18 protein-coding genes and 2 pseudogenes are annotated in these 22,391 nt (G+C 39.9%); 11 read left to right on the top strand and 9 right to left on the bottom strand.

From position 1 onward, the window contains the following. Nucleotides 1-167 precede the first annotated feature (167 nt). Genes SK642_RS05570 through ftsY form a run of 3 tightly spaced genes read left to right on the top strand, consistent with a single transcriptional unit; the run spans nucleotide 168 to nucleotide 3,064 of the window. Nucleotides 168-959 carry a Cof-type HAD-IIB family hydrolase gene (locus SK642_RS05570; protein ID WP_033683758.1) on the top strand — a complete coding sequence of 264 codons (792 nt, stop codon included), beginning with the start codon at nucleotides 168-170 and terminating at the stop codon, nucleotides 957-959. Further along, complete coding sequence (locus SK642_RS05565; protein ID WP_033683757.1) at nucleotides 959-1,777, top strand: Cof-type HAD-IIB family hydrolase; 819 nt, start codon at nucleotides 959-961, stop codon at nucleotides 1,775-1,777. The genes SK642_RS05570 and SK642_RS05565 overlap by 1 nt, the downstream gene beginning before the upstream one ends. 3 nt (nucleotides 1,778-1,780) lie before the next feature. Beyond that, nucleotides 1,781-3,064 carry a signal recognition particle-docking protein FtsY gene (gene ftsY, locus SK642_RS05560; protein WP_033683756.1) on the top strand — a complete coding sequence of 428 codons (1,284 nt, stop codon included), beginning with the start codon at nucleotides 1,781-1,783 and terminating at the stop codon, nucleotides 3,062-3,064. Between the two features lie 45 nt (nucleotides 3,065-3,109). Here the strand turns inward: ftsY and zwf are convergent, their stop codons facing one another. The 3 genes from zwf to SK642_RS05545 all read right to left on the bottom strand — a co-directional run bounded on the left by zwf (nucleotide 3,110) and on the right by SK642_RS05545 (nucleotide 7,653). Next, nucleotides 3,110-4,597 (bottom strand): glucose-6-phosphate dehydrogenase, encoded by a 1,488-nt coding sequence (zwf, locus tag SK642_RS05555; RefSeq protein ID WP_000096104.1) that lies wholly within the window; start codon nucleotides 4,595-4,597, stop codon nucleotides 3,110-3,112. Between the two features lie 150 nt (nucleotides 4,598-4,747). Further along, nucleotides 4,748-5,488 carry an amino acid ABC transporter ATP-binding protein gene (locus SK642_RS05550; protein WP_033683755.1) on the bottom strand — a complete coding sequence of 247 codons (741 nt, stop codon included), beginning with the start codon at nucleotides 5,486-5,488 and terminating at the stop codon, nucleotides 4,748-4,750. Further along, nucleotides 5,488-7,653, bottom strand: a complete 2,166-nt coding sequence (locus tag SK642_RS05545) for an ABC transporter substrate-binding protein/permease (RefSeq protein WP_033683754.1) — start codon at nucleotides 7,651-7,653, stop codon at nucleotides 5,488-5,490. The genes SK642_RS05550 and SK642_RS05545 overlap by 1 nt, the downstream gene beginning before the upstream one ends. Nucleotides 7,654-7,826: 173 nt before the next feature. On the opposite strand from SK642_RS05545, the gene SK642_RS05540 reads away from it, so the two are divergent. The 5 genes from SK642_RS05540 (at nucleotide 7,827) to SK642_RS05520 (ending at nucleotide 12,523) form a co-directional block, all read left to right on the top strand. Then, entirely contained in the window at nucleotides 7,827-8,780 is a 954-nt protein-coding gene (locus tag SK642_RS05540; protein ID WP_033683753.1) for a CPBP family intramembrane glutamic endopeptidase, read from the top strand. Nucleotides 8,781-8,856: 76 nt separating this feature from the next. Beyond that, a complete protein-coding gene (gene uvrB, locus SK642_RS05535) occupies nucleotides 8,857-10,845 on the top strand; it encodes an excinuclease ABC subunit UvrB (RefSeq protein ID WP_033683752.1) in 1,989 nt (662 codons plus the stop codon). 9 nt (nucleotides 10,846-10,854) lie between these two features. Next, nucleotides 10,855-11,481 (top strand): NAD(P)H-dependent oxidoreductase, encoded by a 627-nt coding sequence (locus SK642_RS05530; protein ID WP_033683751.1) that lies wholly within the window; start codon nucleotides 10,855-10,857, stop codon nucleotides 11,479-11,481. Between the two features lie 14 nt (nucleotides 11,482-11,495). Then, nucleotides 11,496-11,984 (top strand): GNAT family N-acetyltransferase, encoded by a 489-nt coding sequence (locus SK642_RS05525; protein ID WP_033683749.1) that lies wholly within the window; start codon nucleotides 11,496-11,498, stop codon nucleotides 11,982-11,984. A gap of 71 nt (nucleotides 11,985-12,055) precedes the next feature. Further along, nucleotides 12,056-12,523 carry an 8-oxo-dGTP diphosphatase gene (locus SK642_RS05520; protein ID WP_033683748.1) on the top strand — a complete coding sequence of 156 codons (468 nt, stop codon included), beginning with the start codon at nucleotides 12,056-12,058 and terminating at the stop codon, nucleotides 12,521-12,523. Here SK642_RS05520 and SK642_RS10530 read toward each other — a convergent pair. Then, a pseudogene (locus SK642_RS10530) lies at nucleotides 12,520-12,597 on the bottom strand (DNA-binding transcriptional regulator); the annotation flags it as partial. The gene SK642_RS05520 and the pseudogene SK642_RS10530 overlap by 4 nt on opposite strands. Before the next feature lie 349 nt (nucleotides 12,598-12,946). Here SK642_RS10530 and SK642_RS05515 point away from each other — a divergent pair. Then, nucleotides 12,947-16,738 carry a YSIRK signal domain/LPXTG anchor domain surface protein gene (locus tag SK642_RS05515; protein WP_033683747.1) on the top strand — a complete coding sequence of 1,264 codons (3,792 nt, stop codon included), beginning with the start codon at nucleotides 12,947-12,949 and terminating at the stop codon, nucleotides 16,736-16,738. Nucleotides 16,739-16,959: 221 nt separating this feature from the next. Then, nucleotides 16,960-17,172 (top strand): annotated as a pseudogene (locus SK642_RS05510) (hypothetical protein); the annotation flags it as partial. On the opposite strand, the gene SK642_RS05505 reads toward SK642_RS05510, so the two are convergent. The 5 genes from SK642_RS05505 to coaB all read right to left on the bottom strand — a co-directional run bounded on the left by SK642_RS05505 (nucleotide 17,169) and on the right by coaB (nucleotide 20,200). Then, the gene (locus SK642_RS05505; RefSeq protein WP_000159186.1) at nucleotides 17,169-17,684 is read right to left on the bottom strand and encodes a transcription repressor NadR; all 516 of its coding nucleotides are present in this window, start codon (nucleotides 17,682-17,684) and stop codon (nucleotides 17,169-17,171) included. The pseudogene SK642_RS05510 and the gene SK642_RS05505 overlap by 4 nt on opposite strands. An 11-nt stretch (nucleotides 17,685-17,695) precedes the next feature. Continuing rightward, nucleotides 17,696-18,223, bottom strand: a complete 528-nt coding sequence (locus SK642_RS05500; protein ID WP_033683746.1) for an ECF transporter S component — start codon at nucleotides 18,221-18,223, stop codon at nucleotides 17,696-17,698. Nucleotides 18,224-18,400: 177 nt separating this feature from the next. After that, a complete protein-coding gene (locus tag SK642_RS05495) occupies nucleotides 18,401-18,964 on the bottom strand; it encodes an ECF transporter S component (protein WP_000747412.1) in 564 nt (187 codons plus the stop codon). After that, entirely contained in the window at nucleotides 18,948-19,499 is a 552-nt protein-coding gene (gene coaC, locus SK642_RS05490; protein WP_033683745.1) for a phosphopantothenoylcysteine decarboxylase, read from the bottom strand. Before coaC ends, SK642_RS05495 begins: the two co-directional genes overlap by 17 nt. 11 nt (nucleotides 19,500-19,510) lie before the next feature. Beyond that, entirely contained in the window at nucleotides 19,511-20,200 is a 690-nt protein-coding gene (coaB, locus tag SK642_RS05485) for a phosphopantothenate--cysteine ligase (protein ID WP_033683743.1), read from the bottom strand. 229 nt (nucleotides 20,201-20,429) lie between these two features. Here coaB and SK642_RS05480 point away from each other — a divergent pair, with 229 nt between their 5' ends. After that, entirely contained in the window at nucleotides 20,430-22,100 is a 1,671-nt protein-coding gene (locus SK642_RS05480; protein WP_033683742.1) for a formate--tetrahydrofolate ligase, read from the top strand. Nucleotides 22,101-22,391 lie beyond the last annotated feature (291 nt).

Below are 22,391 nucleotides of genomic sequence, written 5' to 3'. Positions count from 1 at the left end.
AATTTAGAAAAAATCCAGATATACCAAAGGGTTAAGCTGTATTGGATAAAAATTAAGTGATAAAGTCGGAAGTTTATCAAGCGTCTAATCTCAAATGGATTAGGCGCTATTTGCTTTTTCTATGGTATAATAGAAGATAGATTTATTAATTGGAGTATGAAGAATTTATGATTAAACTAGTAGCAACGGATATGGACGGAACCTTCCTAGATGGGAATGGGCGCTTTGATATGGATCGCCTCAAGTCACTTTTGGCTTCCTACAAGGAAAAAGGGATTTATTTTGCGGTAGCTTCGGGTCGGGGATTTCTGTCTTTAGAAAAATTATTTGCTCATGTTCGTGATGACATTATTTTTATCGCGGAAAATGGCAGTTTGGTCGAATATCAAGGTCAGGACTTGTATGAAGCGACCATGTCTCGTGACTTTTATCTGGCAACTTTTGAAAAACTGAAAACGTCACCTTATGTCGATATCAATAAATTGCTTTTAACAGGGAAAAAAGGCTCTTATGTTCTGGATACGGTTGATGAGACCTATTTGAAAGAGAGCCAGCATTATAATGAAAATATCCAAAAAGTAGCGAGTTTAGAAGATATCACAGATGACATTTTCAAATTTACAACCAACTTCACAGAAGAAACGCTAGAAGCTGGAGAAGCTTGGGTAAACAAAAATGTTCCTGGTGTTAAGGCTATGACAACTGGCTTTGAATCCATTGATATTGTTCTGGACTATGTCGATAAGGGAGTGGCTATTGTTGAATTAGCTAAAAAACTTGCCATCAGCATGGATCAGGTCATGGCTTTTGGAGACAATCTGAATGACTTGCACATGATGCAGGTTGTTGGACATTCTGTAGCTCCTGAGAATGCACGACCAGAAATTTTAGAATTAGCAGAAACTGTGATTGGTCACCATAAGGATCAGTCGGTTATCGCTTATATGGAGGGCTTATAATGGCAGATATAAAATTGATTGCATTGGACTTGGATGGGACCTTGCTGACTACTGATAAAAGACTGACAGACCGCACCAAGGCAACCCTGAAAGCTGCGCGTGATCGTGGTATCAAGGTCGTATTGACAACTGGTCGTCCCTTAAAAGCCATGGATTTCTTTCTCCATGAGCTAGGGACTGACGGCCAGGAAGATGAGTATACCATTACCTTTAATGGTGGTTTGGTTCAGAAAAATACAGGTGAAATCCTTGATAAGACAGTCTTTTCATATGATGATGTGGCACGCTTGTATGAAGAAACAGAGAAATTATCACTGCCTCTTGATGCCATCTCAGAAGGAACTGTCTATCAAATCCAATCGGACCAAGAAAGTCTTTATGCCAAATTCAATCCAGCTTTGACTTTTGTTCCAGTTGACTTTGAAGACCTATCTAGTCAAACGACTTACAATAAATGTGTGACTGCCTTTGCTCAAGAACCCTTGGATGCAGCCATTCAGAAGATTTCTCCAGAATTGTTTGACCAATATGAAATCTTTAAATCACGTGAAATGTTGCTAGAGTGGTCACCAAAGAATGTACACAAAGCAACAGGTTTGGCTAAACTAATCAGCCATCTGGGAATTGATCAAAGCCAAGTCATGGCCTGTGGTGATGAAGCTAATGACCTTTCTATGATTGAATGGGCAGGACTCGGTGTTGCCATGCAAAATGCTGTTCCTGAAGTCAAGGCAGTCGCAAATGTGGTAACCCCAATGACCAATGATGAGGAAGCTGTCGCCTGGGCTATCGAAGAATACGTGCTAAAGGAGAACTAAGATATGGGATTGTTTGACCGTCTATTCGGAAAAAAAGAAGAACCTAAAATCGAAGAAGTTGTAAAAGAAGCTCTGGAAAATCTTGATTTGTCTGAAGATACTGAGCCTTCTCTTACAGAAGCTGAGGAAGTTTCTCAAGAAGAAGCAGAGATTGCTGAAGAAGCTGTGCTTGAAGAAGAGGAAATCCAAGATACAGTTGAAGAAAATTATGATTTAGAGCCAGCTGTAGAAGTTCAACAAGAAGAAGTCGAAGAATTGCCAAACTCAGAAGAAGTCTCAGAGGAAGAGAATACTGAGCTCCTAGAAACTGCAGAAGAAAATAATTTTGAAGTGCTTGAAGCAGAAAGGCCTCAAGTAGAAGAAACTGTTCAGGAAAAATATGACCGCAGCCTTAAGAAAACTCGCACAGGATTTGGTGCTCGTTTGAATGCTTTCTTTGCAAATTTCCGCTCTGTTGACGAAGAATTCTTTGAGGAATTGGAAGAACTGCTTATCATGAGTGACGTTGGTGTCCAAGTCGCTTCTAACTTAACTGAGGAACTACGCTACGAAGCCAAGCTTGAAAACGCCAAGAAACCTGATGTCCTTCGTCGTGTCATCATTGAGAAATTGGTTGAGCTTTATGAAAAGGATGGCAACTACGATGAAAGTATTCACTTCCAAGATGACTTGACAGTCATGCTCTTTGTCGGGGTTAATGGTGTCGGGAAAACAACTTCAATCGGAAAACTAGCCCACCGCTATAAACAAGCTGGTAAGAAGGTCATGCTGGTTGCAGCAGATACCTTCCGTGCAGGGGCAGTAGCTCAACTAGCTGAATGGGGTCGACGTGTAGATGTTCCAGTAGTAACTGGACCTGAAAAAGCTGACCCAGCCAGTGTGGTCTTTGATGGTATGGAACGTGCTGTCGCTGAAGGTATCGATATTCTTATGATTGATACCGCTGGTCGTCTGCAAAATAAGGACAACCTCATGGCTGAGTTGGAAAAGATTGGTCGTATTATTAAACGTGTTGTCCCAGAAGCACCTCATGAAACATTCCTGGCACTCGATGCTTCAACAGGTCAAAATGCTCTTGTACAGGCCAAAGAATTTTCGAAAATCACTCCTTTAACAGGAATTGTCTTGACTAAGATTGATGGAACTGCTCGAGGTGGTGTTGTTCTAGCTATCCGAGAAGAACTCAATATTCCTGTGAAATTGATTGGTTTTGGTGAAAAAATCGATGATATTGGAGAATTTAACTCAGAAAACTTTATGAAAGGTCTCTTGGAAGGCTTAATCTAATCAGAAACAAAAATCCTGCAAGCTACAAACTTGCAGGAAATTTTTTTATTCTAAACGACCATCTTGACGATAGGCGATATCTGGTTGCCAAGTCCATTTGGCACCGAATTTTTCAAGTAAGTCAAAGCTTGCTTGAGGTCCCATGCTTCCAGCTTTATAATCATGAAGTGGGGCACCATTTTCAGCCCAGAGCTCTTCGATACGGTCAATCAATTTCCATGACGCACCAACCTCATCCCAGTGGCTAAAGTTAGTTGAGTTGTTATTTAAGACATCATAAATCAATTTCTCGTATGGTTCTGGAGAGGCACCAGTTGCAGTCGCATCTGTACGGTAATCAAGTGAGTTAGGAGCCAAGTTGAACTCTTCTCCTACTTGCTTCCCATTTAGGCTAAGAGAGAAGCCTTCTGTTGGTTGGATATAGATGGTTAAAATGTTTGGAGCAAGTGGTTCTCCAAAGATAGAGTCCATTTGTTTAAATACGATGTTGACATGAGTTCCTTTTTCAGTCAGACGTTTACCAGTACGGAAGAAGAAAGGAACACCACGGAAGCGATCGCTGTTCACAAAGAAGGCACCAGATGCAAATGTTTCAGTTGTTGACTCTGGATTTACATTTGGCTCGCTACGATAAGAGATATATTTCATGCCATCAATCTTACCAGAACGGTATTGACCACGAATAAAGTGTTCTTTAAGTTCTTCATCAGTTGGATGATAGAGGTTTTTAAAGACCTTAATCTTTTCAGCACGAATCTCGTCTTTTGTGAAGCTGGCTGGTTTGTCCATGGCAAGGAGGGAAAGCAGTTGCAAAGTATGGTTCTGTACCATATCACGGAGGGCACCAGATTGGTCATAGTAGCCACCACGTTCTTCTACACCCAAGCGCTCTGCAAAGGTAATTTGAACATTGTCGATAAAGTCCTTATTCCAAACGTTTTCAAAAATCAGGTTGGCAAAGCGAACTGCAAAGATGCTTTGGATCATTTCTTTACCAAGATAATGGTCGATACGGAAAATTTGTTCTTCGTCAAATGTCGCTAGGAGTTCGTCATTCAACTTACTTGCAGTTGCATAGTCTGTACCAAATGGCTTCTCAACGATTAAACGTTCAAAACCTTTACCATCTACAATGTTTTCAGACTTAAGGTGTTTGGCAATGGTTCCAAAGAATTGAGGAGCCATAGACAAGAAGAAAAGCTTGTTGTGTTCGGCTTGGTACTTGTCATTAAGTTCAGCCTGCAATTGACGTAGAGCAATGTAGTGTTCTGTATCATTGACATCATGGCTTTGATAGTAGAAGTGGCTAGCGAACTCCTGAGCCTGTTCGGTACTATCTGCCAAATCAAGGATCGATTCGACTACAACAGATTCAAAATATTCCTTGCTCCAAGGACGACGGGCAGTTCCAATGACAGCAAAGTGCTCGGAAAGATTGCCGGATTTATATAGTCTAAATAGGGAAGGGTAGAGCTTGCGTTTAGCCAGGTCTCCACTCGCACCGAAAATTGTAACAATAACCTTAGATGACATCTAGCTACCTAATTTCTATTTTTATTCCTAGTCTTGCTAGGTATGAGGAAATCTCATTTCATAAACTTAATTCTAACATAATTTTCCGAAAAATCAAAAAATCCAATACGAGATAGAAAAAAACTGCAAGGAAATCCTCACAGTTTGAGTTTAGACGTTTAAGACCTTGTCCAAGAAATCTTTCAGACGTGGGTGTTGCGGGTTATCAAAGATTTGGTCAGGTGTTCCGTCTTCAAGGAACTCACCATCTGCAGTAAAGATAACGCGGTTGGCAACCTGACGAGCAAACCCCATCTCATGGGTTACGATAATCATGGTCATGCCTTGCTCAGCCAATTCCTTCATAACGTTAAGTACATCTCCGACCATCTCAGGGTCAAGGGCAGAAGTTGGTTCATCAAAGAGCATGATGTCTGGATTCATTGCTAGTCCACGAGCGATGGCCACGCGTTGTTTTTGACCACCTGATAGGCTATCTGGGTTGGCATTAGCTTTATCTACTAACCCAACCTTGTCAAGTAACTCCATCCCCAATTTCTCAGCTTCTTCCTTAGTCATCAACTTGTGCTCAATAGGAGCAAAAGTAATGTTGTCCAAAACAGACATGTGTGGGAAGAGATTGAAATGTTGGAACACCATTCCGATATTTTCACGGACGTGGTCAACGTTGGTTGTTTTTTCAGTTAGGTCATAACCGTTCACAGTGATGTGACCGCTCGTAACTTCTTCTAGAAGATTAAGGCTACGAAGGAAGGTTGATTTACCAGAACCTGAAGGACCGATGATACAGACAACATCGCCTTCATAGAATTTAGTCGTAATTCCTTTTAAAACCTCATTTTTTCCATAGTGCTTGTGTAAATCATTTACATCAATTTTTAATTTTGCCATTAACGAATCCTCTTTTCTAAGCGTTTCGCTAGTTTAGTCAAAAGTGTGATAATTACAAGATAGAAGATAGCAAGTATTGCATACATCTTGAAACTTTGGTAGTTACGGGCAATGATAATCTTACCAGTTTGGAAGAGTTCAACCAAACCGATAGCAGATACGATAGTTGTATCTTTAAGAGCGATAACGAATTGGTTAACAAAGTTTGGCAACATCAATTTAGTTGCTTGTGGCAAGATAATCTTACGCATGGTTTTTCCATAAGAGATACCCAAGCTTCGGCTGGCTTCCATTTGTCCAACTGGAACGGCCTGAATACCACCACGAACGATTTCAGCGATATAAGCAGCTGCATTGAGCGATAGGGCAATAGTACCAGCTACAAAGTCGTTAATTGGGCTTTGTTGGCCTGTGATAGATTCGATGAAGTTTGGAATTCCCCAGAAGATGAAGGCTGCAAGAATCATCAATGGAATACCACGAATAACGTCAACGAAAATCTCAGAGATCACACGAAGAGATTTGTATGGGCTAACGCTAAACATACCGAAGATAATCCCGATGACAATGGCAATAGCAAATGAGATAAGAGCTAGAGCAAGAGTGATACCAAGACCGCTAAGGAGTTGTTTGTAGTTGTTTTGGAGCAAGCCCCAGATAGTTGTTTCGTCAACAGTGCTTGTTGAAGCGGTTGAAGATTCGCTAGCTAGGTATTTGTCAAGAATCTTTTGAAATTCACCGTTTGCTTTAAGGTTTGCAAGTCCGTTGTTGAACATTTCAATCAATTCTGGATTTGCTCCTTTTTTAACAGCAAAGGCTGTTTCACCGATTGGAGTTCCAGCGATTGGTGTTTTCAATTTTTGGCCTTGGCTGATAGAATATTTGAGAACAGGCTCATCATCCATAACGGCATCGATGGCACCAGTGTTTAAACTGTCATACATTGACGAACCATCAGCGAAGGTTTTGATTTTGTAGCCGTATTTGCTTTGATTTTCTGTTAGGAAGGTTTGAGAAGCAGTTCCGTTTTTAACACCAACTGTCTTCCCTTTCAAATCTTCATAAGAAGCAATGGTACTTGATTCTTTGACACCAAGGATAGTATTGGCAGTGTAGTATGATTCTGAGAAGTCAAAAGTTGCCTTACGAGCATCAGTGACAGACATACCAGCAATGATACCATCTGCTTGACCAGCTTGGACAGCGCTGATAGCAGCATCGAAACCAGGGTTGGTGATTTCAATTTCAAAACCTTGGTCTTTAGCGATGGCCTTAATCAATTCCATATCAATACCAGTGTATTGGTTGCTTGAATTTTGGAAAACAAAAGGTGCAAAAGAAGAATCGCTGGCAATGATATATTTAGCCTTAACAGGAATGGCTTTTAATCCTGCTAGAGTAGTTGTAGTTGGCACTGCTGAAGATGATGAAGCAGTCCATTTCTTGATGATTTTATCAAGGCTACCATCTTTTTTCATTTCAGCCAAGGCTTGGTTAAATTCAGTAACCAGGTGCTCGTATTTGCTTCCTTTTTTAACACCGAAAGCAAAACTTCCTACAGCTTCACCATCCATTTCAATATGGAGGTCTTGCCCTTGGTTAATAGCATACTCGATAACAGGTTTGTCATCCATCATGGCATCGATGGCACCAGCACTCAAGCTGTTGTTCATCAAATCACTAGTGTCAAATGTTTTAATAGTAAAGCCGTATTTATCTTTAATCGTTTCTAGGAAACGTTGAGCGGCTGTTCCGTTTTTAACACCAACAGTTTTACCAGACAATTGGTCGTACTTGCTAATCTTGTGTGCCTTTGTAGTTGCAATGACAACTTTTGTATCATAGTAAGTATCAGACATGGTGAAAACTTTTTCACGTTCTTTCGTCTTTGTCATCCCTGCCATGATAGCGTCAGCTTGACCAGCTTGAACCGCATTTACCGCTGCATCAAATCCAGGATAGGACATCTGAATATTCCATCCTTTAATCTCAGCGACTTTGTTGATAATGTCAACATCAATTCCTTTATAAGTTTGATCTGAATCTTTAAACTCAAAAGGTGCATAGGCGGTATCAGAAACAATCTTAATCGTTTCAGCTTTGGCAATACCTAATGAGAAAATTGGGAATAAAATTAGCAAAAATGCTAGAAATTTTTTCTTCATTTTTAGTCTCCTTTTCCGAATATTTTCCCATTATATCAGAAAAAGTAAAAAAAGGCAAATTTTTATAAAAACTATGTAAGAAGATATAACATATATAATTCTGGTTTTGTCTTGAATCACACAACAGAAGTGCTATAATAAAGGTATATCATATAGTAAGAGAGGATATAGTTATGAAAGACAAAAGAATCTTAAAAGACTTTGAAACTTCAAAAATGAGTTTAAACATTTACACAAGCCCCTTGTTAGCCTTTGTTTTTGTCTTTATAGGAGACTTTGTGGCTTTTACTTTATATGGTATTAGTTTCTTAGCTCTCATCGGACTTGCTAGAAATTTTGGAGAGGCTGGTCAAAATCTTGCAAGCTACTTGCAGACCTTGCAGCAGAGCTTGATGGATAAAACAAGTGACTTTCATTTAATTTTAGAATTGCTGGCCTTTGGTTTTATTCTCAACACCGTGTTCAGATGGACTAAAAAAGTTGAGAAAAGACCTATTCGAACTTTAGGATTTTATAGAGAAAATTTCCTCAGCAATCTTCTTAAAGGATTTGGGCTAGGTCTGGCACTTTTTCTTCTTACTTTGTTAGGTTTAGTGGCCTTGGGGCAATATCGTTTGGAGTCTATTCACTTAAATCCTTATTCGCTTGCCTTTGTTGTCTTTACTATCCCATTTTGGATTTTACAGGGGACAGTAGAAGAAGTGGTATCCCGTGCTTGGCTTCTTCCTCAATTGGCCTCAAGAACCAATCTAAAACTTGCTGTTCTTATATCTAGCCTATTTTTTACCCTGCTTCATATGGGCAATTCTGGTCTAACCCCTCTATCTCTAGTGAATTTCTTCTTATTTGGAGTTGCCATGGCTCTTTACCTTCTCAAAACCGATACAGTTTGGGGTGTTGCAGGTATTCATGGCGCATGGAATTTTGCTCAGGGAAATCTCTTTGGGATTTTAGTTAGTGGTCAGCCGTCAGGAACATCGCTGATGACCTTTTTACCACAGGGCGATCAAGACTGGCTATCAGGTGCTTCTTTTGGAATTGAAGGTTCTATCATGACAAGTCTAGTCTTGCTACTTTTGATTGTCTATCTCTCTTATCAATTAAAGAAAGAAAATGAAAGGATGTGACTTCGGTTCGTCCTTTTCTTCGTGAAAATGTTACAAGTATGCTAAAATAGGAATAGCACATGGAGAGAGGATTCTTATGATTAACCGCATTACAGATAATCAATTTAAACTAGTATCAAAATATCAACCATCAGGAGACCAACCCCAAGCTATCGAGCAGTTGGTTGATAATATAGAGGGTGGAGAAAAAGCTCAGATTCTGATGGGGGCGACTGGAACAGGGAAGACCTATACCATGAGTCAGGTCATTTCCAAAGTTAATAAACCAACGCTGGTCATTGCCCACAATAAGACTCTAGCTGGTCAGCTCTATGGGGAGTTTAAGGAATTTTTCCCTGAAAATGCTGTTGAGTACTTTGTATCTTACTATGATTATTACCAACCAGAAGCCTATGTACCTTCTAGCGATACTTACATTGAGAAGGACAGTTCTGTCAACGATGAGATTGACAAGCTCCGACACTCAGCGACTTCGGCTCTTTTGGAGCGTAATGATGTTATTGTCGTGGCCTCAGTCTCTTGTATTTACGGTCTGGGTTCGCCCAAGGAATACGCTGATAGTGTCGTGAGTCTCCGTCCAGGTCTTGAAATCTCTCGTGATAAACTCTTGAATGACTTGGTCGATATTCAGTTTGAGCGGAATGATATTGATTTCCAACGGGGAAGATTTCGTGTGCGTGGGGATGTGGTGGAGATTTTCCCAGCTTCCCGTGATGAACACGCCTTTCGAGTGGAATTTTTTGGAGACGAAATTGACCGTATTCGTGAGGTTGAAGCTTTGACAGGTCAGGTCTTGGGAGAAGTGGATCATTTGGCGATTTTCCCAGCTACTCACTTTGTGACCAATGACGACCACATGGAAGTAGCTATTGCCAAGATTCAGGCAGAGTTAGAGGAGCAGTTAGCTGTCTTTGAAAAGGAAGGTAAATTGCTTGAAGCCCAACGTTTGAAACAGCGGACAGAGTATGATATCGAAATGTTGCGTGAGATGGGCTATACCAATGGGGTTGAAAATTATTCTCGCCACATGGATGGACGTAGCGAAGGTGAGCCTCCTTATACGCTTCTAGACTTCTTCCCAGATGATTTCATGATTATGATTGATGAGAGTCACATGACTATGGGGCAGATCAAGGGTATGTACAATGGTGACCGTTCGCGTAAGGAAATGCTGGTCAATTATGGTTTCCGTTTGCCGTCAGCACTGGACAATCGTCCTCTCCGTCGTGAAGAATTTGAAAGTCATGTACATCAGATTGTTTACGTTTCAGCGACACCTGGTGACTATGAAAATGAACAGACCGAGACAGTGATTGAGCAAATCATTCGTCCAACAGGCCTCTTGGATCCTGAAGTGGAAGTCCGTCCGACTATGGGACAGATTGATGACCTCTTGGGTGAAATTAATGCCCGTGTTGAGAAGAATGAGCGTACCTTTATCACAACCTTAACCAAGAAAATGGCAGAGGACTTGACCGACTACTTCAAGGAAATGGGCATCAAGGTTAAGTACATGCACTCAGATATCAAAACTCTGGAGCGGACGGAAATTATCCGTGACCTGCGCTTGGGTGTCTTTGATGTCTTGGTCGGAATCAATCTGCTCCGTGAAGGGATTGATGTTCCTGAGGTAAGTTTGGTTGCCATTCTCGATGCTGACAAAGAAGGTTTCCTCCGTAACGAACGTGGTCTTATCCAGACCATTGGACGTGCTGCTCGTAACAGTGAAGGGCATGTTATCATGTATGCGGACACTGTGACTCAGTCTATGCAACGTGCCATTGATGAAACAGCTCGCCGTCGGAAAATCCAGATGGCTTATAATGAAGAGCATGGTATCGTTCCACAAACCATTAAGAAAGAAATCCGTGACCTGATCGCTGTAACCAAGGCAGTTTCTAAGGAAGAAGACAAGGAAGTGGATATCAATAGTCTTAATAAACAAGAGCGCAGAGAACTGGTCAAGAAACTCGAAAAACAAATGCAAGAAGCCGTCGAAGTGCTTGACTTTGAACTAGCAGCACAGATTCGTGATATGATGCTGGAAGTCAAGGCCTTGGATTAGGGGAATTTTATGAATATTTTAGTTATTAATGGACATCCTGATAAAGAAAGTTACTGCCAAGCCATTTTTCAAACGATTGTAGAAAATATAGACTCAAAGAGACATGAACTTGAAATGATTAAGCTTAATGAGGAAGAGTTTGATCCTGTTTTACGTTATGGTTATCGACAAAGGATGGAGGACGATCCGTTTATTCTACGCTCTCAAGAATTAATCCAGTGGGCAGATCATTTCATTTTTGTTTATCCTATTTGGTGGAGTAGTATGCCTAGTCTATTGAAGGGGTGGATTGATCGTGTTTTTACGCCAGGCATTGCATACTCTGCCAACAATCAAGGAAACTTTATTTTGAATTACTTGAGAGGGAAACAGTTCAAAAAGTTACTAAAAGGAAAAACGGCTAGTATCTATGCAACCTCCATGGCACCAACTTGGTGGTACAAAGTATTTTCAGGTCCGATTAACATTCCAGACAGTTATGGAATATCAGTATTAAAGAATGCTGTATTGAATCACTGTGGCATAAAAACAAAGAGGGTTTCAATCTTGGGAGAGTTAGGCCGTGAAGTAAATACAAGTTCAACAAGACAAAAATTTCTACACAAAGTAGCAAAGGAAGTCAGGGTGTTGGATTAAGGAGAAGAAAATAAATGACGGTTATTATCAAATCAATGGAAACTCCTGAAGAGATAGAAGATAAATCCCTCGTTCACTGGCAAACGTGGAGAGAGGCTTATGACGACCTTTTGCCTGCAGAATTTCAGGAGACAATGACATTAGAAAGATGTCGATTCTTTAGTCAAAAGTATTCAGAAAATACATTGATTGCGATAGATGGCCTTAAGGTAATTGGTTTTATCAGTTATGGCAACTTTCGTGATGAGACTATTCAAGCTGGCGAAATTATTGCCTTATATGTTTTAAAAGACTATTATGGAAAAAGTATTGCACAAAAGTTAATAAAAGCAGCTTTGATTGCTCTTGATCATTTTTCTGAAATTTTCTTATGGGTATTGAAAGATAATAAGCGCGCTATTGCTTTCTATCAAAAAATGGGTTTTACTTTTGATGGACAAGAAAAAACACTTGAACTCGGAAAGCCGATAAAGGAAAAACGGATGGTATTTTATTCTAAATGATTTTAAAAAGTAGAAGCTAATGTCACTGGTACAAGTCTGAAAATGTAATAAATTAGAAAGTGAGTAAATTTATGTCTCGAGCACAATTAACGATTTTAACAAATATTTGTCTGATTGAAGACCTCGAAACGCAGCGCGTGGTGATGCAGTATCGCGCTCCTGAAACCAATCGCTGGTCTGGTTATGCCTTTCCAGGAGGTCATATAGAAAATGGCGAGTCTTTCGCAGAGTCTGTCATTCGTGAAATCTATGAAGAAACAGGATTGACGATCCAAAATCCTCAACTTGTCGGCATTAAAAATTGGCCACTAGATACAGGTGGGCGCTACATTGTCATTTGTTATAAGGCGACTGAGTTCTCTGGTAGCCTTCGGTCTTCAGATGAAGGAGAAGTTTCTTGGATACAAAAAGACCAGATTCCAAACTTGGATCTGGCCTATGATATGTTACCCTTGATGGAGATGATGGAAGCTCCTGACAAATCTGAATTTTTCTACCCTCGCCGTACAGAAGACGATTGGGAAAAGAAAATTTTCTAGTCTTTTACTAAATAACCGAGCTGATCCAAGGCCTCCTCGATATAGTGGAGGTCTTGTTGTGTTTCTTGTCTAATAGTAATAGAAGATTAGGAAAAAAGTATATATACTCGCTAAAATTAAATGCTAATACTCAATGAAAATCAAAGAGCAAACTAGGAAGCTAGCCGCAAGCTGTACTTGAGTACGGTAAGGCGACGCTGACGTGGTTTGAATTTGATTTTCGAAGAGTATAAATTAGAAAAAATATATGGGTTATACTGTTAATTTTTCTAAGAAAGATGTAAAATAGAAAGTGTACTATGTTTTTAAAACAAGTGTGGTACCCAAAATTAAAAAAGCATATCCTTTCCTTAAATTACTAAAATATTTAAGGGGGGGTATTTTTTAGTACCTCAAAAATAAAAATAAGAGAGAGGCGATTAGATGAGAAAATCAAATCGAGAAGTGAACGGAGAAAAGGTATTCCGTTATTCTATTCGCAAGTACCATTTTGGTGCTGCAAGTGTTGCAGTTGCGGCATTAATGTTTTTTGCAAATGGTGCGGTTAAGGCAGACACTTTACCAGTATCACCTGCTACGGCTAATACTGAAAAGGTAAATGTTGGTGTTACGGAACTGACAGAAGGAGTTCCACCTAAAGAGAATCCTATAGAGAAATCAAAAGAGGAAGTAGTGGGTGATAAAACACCAGTTGCTCAGAAGACAGTGGATAAGTCTCCTCTTGTTCAGGCTATTAGTGAACTTCAAGCTGCAATTGCAAAAGTAGATGAGAAAAGTTTATTCAGTTTAGCTAATCAACTTACTCAATTAACCGATGAAAATAACCGTTTACTTAATGGAGAAAATACTTCTGAGGAAGCGATTGCAAGTCAAGTAAGTCGAGTTCAATTTCTTACAGAGCAAGTGCGTCTACTTAAGTCTAAGACTGAAGATAAAGCTTCTAACAAGGAAGATGGATCTGGTTCTAAAGCTCAAGATAAAAAAGAGTTTGAAGTATCAGAGAATGCTGTGACACTTGTTAATCAGACTGCAGAAATCAAAAAATCTGTAAAAGATGACAAAGTCGAGGACGTGTTCACTAATAAAACCAAATTGGAAACGCTTTTAAAAGAAATTGACAAATTAGATCCAGAAAAATACACTGAAGATTCAGTAAAGGGATTAAAAGAAAAAGTTGCAAAAGCTAAAGAAGTATTAACAACTGCTAACAATCAAGAGGAAGTTAATTCGGTTTATAAAGAGTTAGTTAATTACAAAAACAGTAGTTTAAGACGTGTGAAAACGAATCATAAACCGCTAGAGGAAAACACTCCTAAACTAGATACAACAAATGGTAAAGAAACAGTAGGGAAGAAAGCCCAAAATACTGAGCCAAATGATAGGAATATCGCAGGACATAATCATATCTTGAATGGGACTGCTTTACCTGAAGGTAGTGGACTACGAGCTGCTCCAAACAATACAAGATTCACTTATGAAACAGTAGGTGCTGATTTATCGAGTTTAGTTGCCGGTGAAGAATTAGGATATGGTAAGAACATTATTATCAAAGTAAAATATGATACAAAAGCCATTAGTACAAGAGATGTATATATTACTACAACCCCAAATACTGGACCAAGAACTGAATATACTAACAGACGGAGTGATGGTATTGGGCCGTTTGAAGGTGGAACTAATATAAAACTAGTAGGGAAAATTCCAAATGATATGATTGGGACTTACGATTTGCATGTTCATGTACTAAATAATAAAAATAATAATTCGCAATGGACGACATTAAATGTGCCAATAACCGTAAAACCTAAAAAACCTACTGTAAGTGTTGCTGATTTAGTAAATGCAGAAGGGAAAAAGCCAGTTGTTACAGCAAGAGTTGCGAATACACCTATAAGTAAAGTAGAATTTTATCTTAATGGACAAAAGCAAACTGTAGTAAATGCAACAAATGGACAGGCAACGTGGACACCAACTAGTGCACTGAGAGAAAATGATCGAATTACCGTTAAAAATATTGCACAGGGTGGCATACCTCCTAGAGATGCATATGGAAATACTTTTACAACAAGAGAAACCACGTCAGATATGAGTGATGCTGTGGTAATTCCTAAAGCACCTAAAACAGCATTTGATCTTGGTGCAGAAAAATCTAATGCCAAAGCTGAATTAGGTAGAATTGCTCAAGCAGAGATCACCGCTATTAACGGAGATAAAAGTTTAACGACTACAGAGAAGACAGCTAAGGTACAAGAAGTTAATACTAAGAAAACTCAAGGTGAACAAGCCATCGATGCAGCGTCAGTAAATGATGCAGATAAAGTCGCACAAGCGAAAGAAACTGCTAAAACAGCGATTGAAGGTGTCCACACCCCAGGAAACTTAGCAACTGTAAAATCTAATGCCAAAGCTGAATTAGGTAGAATTGCTCAAGCAGAGATCACCGCTATTAACGGAGATAAAAGTTTAACGACTACAGAGAAGACAGCTAAGGTACAAGAAGTTAATACTAAGAAAACTCAAGGTGAACAAGCCATCGATGCAGCGTCAGTAAATGATGCAGATAAAGTCGCACAAGCGAAAGAAACTGCTAAAACAGCGATTGAAGGTGTCCACACCCCAGGAAACTTAGCAACTGTAAAATCTAATGCCAAAGCTGAATTAGGTAGAATTGCTCAAGCAGAGATCACCGCTATTAACGGAGATAAAAGTTTAACGACTACAGAGAAGACAGCTAAGGTACAAGAAGTTAATACTAAGAAAACTCAAGGTGAACAAGCCATCGATGCAGCGTCAGTAAATGATGCAGATAAAGTCGCGCAAGCGAAAGAAACTGCTAAGACAGCGATTGAAGGTGTCCACACCCCAGGAAACTTAGCAACTGTAAAATCTAATGCCAAAGCTGAATTAGGTAGAATTGCTCAAGCAGAGATCACCGCTATTAACGGAGATAAAAGTTTAACGACTACAGAGAAGACAGCTAAGGTACAAGAAGTTAATACTAAGAAAACTCAAGGTGAACAAGCCATCGATGCAGCGTCAGTAAATGATGCAGATAAAGTCGCACAAGCGAAAGAAACTGCTAAAACAGCGATTGAAGGTGTCCACACCCCAGGAAACTTAGCAACTGTAAAATCTAATGCTAAAGCAGCACTAGAAGAAGCGGCGAAAGCAGAAAAATCAGAAATCGCCTCTGATAATAGTGTTACAAGTGCAGACCGCGTAACGCAAACAAACGCAGTAGACACTAAGAAAACAGAAGCAGAAGGTCAGATTACTTCAGCAGTCGATGCCGATGCAGTAGCAGCAGCGAAAACCGCAGGTGAAGCAGCAATTCGAGGCGTCCACAACAATGGAGACCTAGAATCGCTTAAGACCGCAGCGAAAGCAGCACTAGAAGAAGCGGCGAAAGCAGAAAAATCAGAAATCGCCTCTGATAATAGTGTTACAAGTGCAGACCGCGTAACGCAAACAAACGCAGTAGACACTAAGAAAACAGAAGCAGAAGGTCAGATTACTTCAGCAGTCGATGCCGATGCAGTAGCAGCAGCGAAAACCGCAGGTGAAGCAGCAATTCGAGGCGTCCACAACAATGGAGACCTAGAATCGCTTAAGACCGCAGCGAAAGCAGCACTAGAAGAAGCGGCGAAAGCAGAAAAATCAGAAATCGCCTCTGATAATAGTGTTACAAGTGCAGACCGCGTAACGCAAACAAACGCAGTAGACACTAAGAAAACAGAAGCAGAAGGTCAGATTACTTCAGCAGTCGATGCCGATGCAGTAGCAGCAGCGAAAACCGCAGGTGAAGCAGCAATTCGAGGCGTCCACAACAATGGAGACCTAGAATCGCTTAAGACCGCAGCGAAAGCAGAGTTAGCGACAGCAGCGGCAGAAGAAAAAGCGGAAATCGCAGACGATAAGAGCTTAACAGCAGCCCAACGTGCAGAAAAAGAAAAAGCCGTTGATGATACGAAAGCAGCAGAAGAAGCTAAGATTACAGCAGCGGATGATGCGGACAAAGTAGCAACAGCTAAAACAGCTGGAGTGGCAGCTATTAAAGCAGTTCATACAGCAGGTGATTTAAATGCAGTTAAAAACGCAGCAAAAGCATTACCTAATACTGGTACAGTAAAATCAACATTAGCTATTCCAGTTGCAATTACAAGTGTTTTACTTAGTTTGAGTCTTGTAGGGGGGCGTCGTCGTAAAGAAAACTAAGAAGCTTAGTTAGTATGTTTACTTGCTAAAATGGCTAGCAAAATTATAAGAGTTGAATAATTATCTAAAACCTCCAGGTTAGTGAATTAAATCATAGTTTCTAATCTGGAGGTTTTCATAGTGGATTGAAACTAGAATAGTGCACTACAACTGCTAAAACATTTCTAGAAATTAATTTAACTTCCCTAATCGATTCGTTCATATCTTATTTCAATCTACTATATGGTTCAATTGACTATAAAAAGACCGAGTTTACTAGAAGTCTTCAATCTTCAGATGAAGGAGAAGTTTCTTGGGTACAAAAAGACCAGATTCCAAACTTGGATCTGGCCTATGATATGTTACCTTTGATGGAGATGATGGAAGCTCCGGACAAATCTGAATTTTTCTACCCTCGCCGTACAGAAGACGATTGGGAAAAGAAAATCTTCTAGTCTTTTACTAAATAACCGAGCTGATCCAAGGCCTCCTCGATATAGTGGAGGTCTTGTTGTGTTTCGGCTTCGACTAGGTGGTAATGGACACCATCTGTTAATTCAGATAAAGGTCTAAAATCAGAATGCTCGACTTGTTCTAGAAAATGTTGAACATCTCTGCGGCAAGACAGTTTAAGCAAGGTTTCAATTTCTCCATAAACGGGATGGTCAATCAAAGTGTTCTGGACACGTCCTCCATTATCGACGATAGCAAGGAGTTCTTGACCGATTTCTTCAACTTCATGTTTCACCTTGAAAAGTTTATGGACATAAGGATTGGTATCAATTTGCTTATAGACGTAGCCACGATTAGTGGATAGGATAGGAGCACCATCGGCTCTCAAAATTGCAATGTCCTGCACAATGACCTGACGTGTGACATGAAAATGTTCCGCCAAACTTTGGCCATTAAGGGCTTTAGGAGCTTCTTTCAAGAGTTGGAGCAGGGCTTGTTTGCGATCTTTTGTCATAGTTTTTCCTTTTAACGGCGTTTTCGAAGCACTTTATAGACAGCTAGTGCTAATGTATAGTCTACCATACTATGGATAATTGTGCCAAATCCAACTAGCACAAATAGAACATAAAACATATTTTCTACATCAGTACCAGAAGTTGCGTAAAAAAGGACACAGGCTAATACTTCAGCAAGGGCATGGATAAGCGCTAAAACAAAGTTAAAAATCCAAGAAGATTTTGCTTTATCTAGGGTATCGGGGAATTTTTGTAGGTAAAGAGCTCCCAAAGTCCCAAAAAAGATATGGGAAAAAGCTCGAAATACGATAACCATAGGATAGCCAGCCATCAAAAATCCAAAACTAGAGGCTATGATGACAAAAATTGCCATTAAGGGCGACAAGAACATGGCTATAAAAATAGCAATGTGACTTCCTAAAGTGTAAGAAGCAGGTGGAATGACAATCTTGAAAGGCATAACAATCGGAATCAAAATTGCAATAGCCGTTAAGAGGGCTGTCATTGTCATAAATTGTGTCTTTTTCCGTGTATTCATAAGAATCTCCTTTTTATCTGTATATACACTAGTATAGTACAATAAAGAAGACAATAAAGCAAGGATTTACTTAGGTTTATAGGTCATTTTTAGTTAGATATTGGTAAAGATTTCACTAATAATAGTAACTATATCAAACAAAATCTCCACCTTCAGGTTTGAAAGTGGAGATTGTTTTTATTTTTTCAAAGTCTGTAGTCGTGGAACAATGGCTAAGGTTAGAACTGCGGAAATGACTAATTCAGCAATCGAATTTGTTGAGATAACAGTTGCTAGGAGTTTTTGGATATTACCATCAAAAACATTTCCAAAAAGGTAGAAAATTCCTCCAAGGACAAAGACTGTGTTGGTAAGTGAACCAAGAGCACCTGCTAGAATTAGCCCAGTTTTATTTTTCATTAGTTTATAGACAAGATAAGGAGTTAAACCAATCAAAATACGTGGGACGATAGCTATGATAGCTGAGTAGATGTTTCCGTTTGGTACAAATGGGGAGAAGAGGTAGCTTGTCGGTAGAATTGTAATTGTGTTAACCGTTAAGCTAAGTAGCCCCATCAAAAATCCAAGTGTAACCCCAACGCGTGGACCGTAAATAATGCTGGCAATAATGACAGGAATATGAACGATAGTCGGTTTGATTGGGAATGGAAAAAGGTTAAAGATAAGCGAGCTCAGAAAGTGTATCACGAGCATGGTTGCAAAAAAGATAGCAATGGGTGCAATATTAGAGCGTTTTTTCATCGAGAGTTTCCTCTATTCTTTCTAAAATAATTGTGAGGTCAGTTAAAGCTCCTCGTCCGTGGTCTCCACAAGCTAGGAGGGATTCCTTAGGAGCGATCAGCTGATAGCCGTAGTTTTCTAATGTTTTCAGATTAGCCTGAGTTGCTGGATGGTCATACATTTTTGTATTCATAGCAGGAGCTATTAGTTTAGGAATATGACTTGGCAAGGCTAGAGCCATACAGGTTATCATGTTGTCCGCAAAGCCGTGGGCTAGTTTTGCAATAGTGTTAGCAGTTGCAGGGGCCACGATAAATAAATCTGCTTTTTTGCCAAGTTCAATATGATTAACCTGATTAGGATAGGGTTCCTTCATGACATCCAAGTGGACGGAATTCTGTGAGAGTACCTGTAGTGTCAAAGGTTGAATAAACTCTGTAGCAGCCTGAGTCATTAAAACAGTAACTTGATGGCCTTGTTTTTTTAGAGAACTGACTAAATCTGCCGACTTGTAAGAGGCGATTGAGCCCGTTACAGCTAAGAGAATGTTTGCCATAGCTTTCCTTTCTATGAATGATAGGCTTGAATTTTTTCAAGGAGGAGTTTTGCAATTTCTTCTTTAGTCTGGACTGTTTGAAGCTGATCTTTCTCAACAAAGATAGCACGATGCTGGTTTGCTGAGATTTGAGTCAGGTCATTTGCAATGATTAAGTCAGCTTGGTTCTTGATAAGACTTTTTCTAGCAATGTCAACCAGATGGTCTTCGGAAACATCAACCAGCAGTTTGAAACCAATCAGATGAATAGCAGGATTCCATTCCTTGACTAGAGAGATGATTTTGGGTGTCTTTTTAAGGAACAAAACCTGAACCTCATCAGTTGAAGAAATCTTGTCCTGATGATTCTGCTTGCTTAAAAATTCTTCTAGATTGGAGCTAGCCTGAACTTCCTCTAGCCCTGTCATATAAACAGGAGTGTAGTCAGAAACAGCCATTGAGTGGATCAAGACCTGATAATCCTTGATACGTTCTTGCATTTCTAGTAGAAGGTCCTCGGTATTGTTAATTTCTAGAATGCTTAGGTTAGGATGGGCTTCTGGCTTCACAGCTCGTTTTGTCGTAATTAAACAAACTTCATGCCCTGCAGCAAGCAAGGTTTCTGTGATGATTTTCCCCAAGCGACCAGTAGAATGGTTAGTGATAGAGCGGACGCTGTCGATAGCTTCACTGGTACCGCCCGATGTAACTAAAATTTTCATAGCACTATTGTACACAAAAATAAACGGTAAGTAAAATGAAAGCGATAAATTTTTGGTAAAAATGAAGATTTACTATAGTTTCAAACTATAAAGCCATATAAAATTTAAGAAAGGACTCTAAAAACCTTAAAAATAGGGATATTTACGAACGTTTAGAGAGTTTTAGGATGTTAAAAATCTTGTTTTGTGTTATAATGAATTATCATATAAGAGGTTAGAGGAGTTTTGAATGAAAACAGATATTGAAATTGCACAGAGTATTGAGTTGAAGCCAATCGTTGATGTTGTAGAGAAACTGGGTATTTCTTACGACGATTTGGAGTTGTACGGAAAGTACAAGGCTAAGCTCAGCTTTGATAAAATTCGTGCAGTTGAGAGCAATCCAGTTGGGAAATTGATTTTGGTTACTGCCATCAACCCAACACCTGCAGGTGAAGGAAAATCAACTATTACCATTGGTCTGGCGGATGCCTTGAATAAGATTGGCAAGAAAACTATGATTGCTATCCGCGAACCATCTCTTGGTCCAGTCATGGGTATCAAAGGTGGTGCTGCTGGTGGTGGTTACGCCCAAGTCCTGCCAATGGAAGACATCAACCTCCACTTTACTGGGGATATGCATGCCATTACAACAGCCAACAATGCTCTTTCAGCCTTGATTGACAACCACTTGCACCAAGGAAATGAGTTGGGAATTGACCAACGTCGTATCCTTTGGAAACGTGTTGTGGACTTGAATGATCGTGCCCTTCGTCATGTAACCGTTGGACTTGGTGGTCCTCTAAACGGTATTCCTCGTGAGGATGGCTTTGACATTACAGTTGCTTCTGAAATCATGGCCATTCTTTGCTTGGCTACGGATATTGAAGATTTGAAACGCCGTTTGGCCAATATCGTTATCGGTTATCGTTACGACCGTACACCTGTTTCTGTAGGTGATTTGCAGGTTGAAGGTGCCTTAGCTTTGATTTTGAAGGATGCGATTAAGCCGAACCTGGTTCAGACAATTTACGGAACACCTGCCTTTGTGCATGGTGGTCCATTTGCCAATATCGCTCATGGATGTAACTCTGTCTTGGCAACGACAACAGCCCTTCACTTGGCTGATTACACAGTTACTGAAGCTGGTTTTGGTGCAGACCTTGGTGCTGAGAAATTCCTTGATATTAAGACACCAAACTTGCCAACTTCTCCAGATGCAGTAGTTATTGTCGCAACCCTTCGTGCCCTTAAGATGAATGGTGGTGTGGCTAAGGACGCTCTTACAGAGGAAAATGTGGAGGCGGTTCGTGCAGGTTTTGCCAACTTGAAACGCCATGTTGAAAATATCCGTAAGTTCGGTATTCCAGCAGTTGTAGCTATTAATGAATTTGTCTCTGATACTGAAGCAGAAATTGCAGCCTTGAAAGAACTTTGTGCCTCAATCGATGTACCAGTTGAGTTGGCAAGTGTCTGGGCTGATGGTGCAGAAGGTGGAGTAGCACTTGCTGAAACTCTTGTCAAGACTATCGCTGAAACCCCAGCTAACTATAAACGTTTGTATGACAATGACCTTTCTGTCCAAGAAAAGATTGAAAAGATTGTTACTGAAATTTACCGTGGTAGCAAAGTGAACTTTGAAAAGAAAGCTCAAACGCAAATCGCTCAAATTGTTCAAAACGGTTGGGACAAATTGCCAATCTGTATGGCTAAAACTCAATATAGTTTCTCAGACAATCCTAATGCACTTGGAGCACCTGAAAACTTTGAAATTACCATTCGTGAATTGGTGCCAAAATTAGGGGCAGGCTTTATCGTTGCCCTAACTGGTGATGTCATGACTATGCCAGGTCTTCCAAAACGACCAGCAGCCCTCAATATGGATGTTGAAAGTGATGGAACAGTCCTAGGTTTGTTCTAGTATATTGTAATTGACTTTATACTCTTCGAAAATCTCTTCAAACCACGTCAGCTTCACCTTGGATTATATATGTGACTGACTTCGTCAGTCTTGTCTACAACCTCAAAGCAGTGCTTTGAGCAACCTGCGGCTAGCTTCCTAGTTTGCACTTCGATTTTCATTGAGTAATAAATGAGTTTGGAAATTGTAATCCAAGCTCATTTTTTTATCTAGATATAAGGAGTTGCCTTCTACACGTAACCAGTCTAGGTAAAGATATTTTCCCTGAATTCTGATATAATAGAAATATTG

This window comes from Streptococcus mitis (assembly GCF_000722705.1).
Taxonomy (GTDB): domain Bacteria; phylum Bacillota; class Bacilli; order Lactobacillales; family Streptococcaceae; genus Streptococcus; species Streptococcus mitis_P.
Note: the sequence above shows the minus strand (reverse complement) of the source record. Positions and strands in the feature narration are given on the sequence as shown.

Coding starts and splice junctions, on each gene's coding strand:
- SK642_RS05570 (WP_033683758.1), top strand. CDS start 168: ATGATTAAACTAGTAGCAACGGATATGGACGGAACCTTCCTAGATGGG.
- SK642_RS05565 (WP_033683757.1), top strand. CDS start 959: ATGGCAGATATAAAATTGATTGCATTGGACTTGGATGGGACCTTGCTG.
- ftsY (WP_033683756.1), top strand. CDS start 1,781: ATGGGATTGTTTGACCGTCTATTCGGAAAAAAAGAAGAACCTAAAATC.
- zwf (WP_000096104.1), bottom strand. CDS start 4,597: ATGTCATCTAAGGTTATTGTTACAATTTTCGGTGCGAGTGGAGACCTG.
- SK642_RS05550 (WP_033683755.1), bottom strand. CDS start 5,488: ATGGCAAAATTAAAAATTGATGTAAATGATTTACACAAGCACTATGGA.
- SK642_RS05545 (WP_033683754.1), bottom strand. CDS start 7,653: ATGAAGAAAAAATTTCTAGCATTTTTGCTAATTTTATTCCCAATTTTC.
- SK642_RS05540 (WP_033683753.1), top strand. CDS start 7,827: ATGAAAGACAAAAGAATCTTAAAAGACTTTGAAACTTCAAAAATGAGT.
- uvrB (WP_033683752.1), top strand. CDS start 8,857: ATGATTAACCGCATTACAGATAATCAATTTAAACTAGTATCAAAATAT.
- SK642_RS05530 (WP_033683751.1), top strand. CDS start 10,855: ATGAATATTTTAGTTATTAATGGACATCCTGATAAAGAAAGTTACTGC.
- SK642_RS05525 (WP_033683749.1), top strand. CDS start 11,496: ATGACGGTTATTATCAAATCAATGGAAACTCCTGAAGAGATAGAAGAT.
- SK642_RS05520 (WP_033683748.1), top strand. CDS start 12,056: ATGTCTCGAGCACAATTAACGATTTTAACAAATATTTGTCTGATTGAA.
- SK642_RS05515 (WP_033683747.1), top strand. CDS start 12,947: ATGAGAAAATCAAATCGAGAAGTGAACGGAGAAAAGGTATTCCGTTAT.
- SK642_RS05505 (WP_000159186.1), bottom strand. CDS start 17,684: ATGACAAAAGATCGCAAACAAGCCCTGCTCCAACTCTTGAAAGAAGCT.
- SK642_RS05500 (WP_033683746.1), bottom strand. CDS start 18,223: ATGAATACACGGAAAAAGACACAATTTATGACAATGACAGCCCTCTTA.
- SK642_RS05495 (WP_000747412.1), bottom strand. CDS start 18,964: ATGAAAAAACGCTCTAATATTGCACCCATTGCTATCTTTTTTGCAACC.
- coaC (WP_033683745.1), bottom strand. CDS start 19,499: ATGGCAAACATTCTCTTAGCTGTAACGGGCTCAATCGCCTCTTACAAG.
- coaB (WP_033683743.1), bottom strand. CDS start 20,200: ATGAAAATTTTAGTTACATCGGGCGGTACCAGTGAAGCTATCGACAGC.
- SK642_RS05480 (WP_033683742.1), top strand. CDS start 20,430: ATGAAAACAGATATTGAAATTGCACAGAGTATTGAGTTGAAGCCAATC.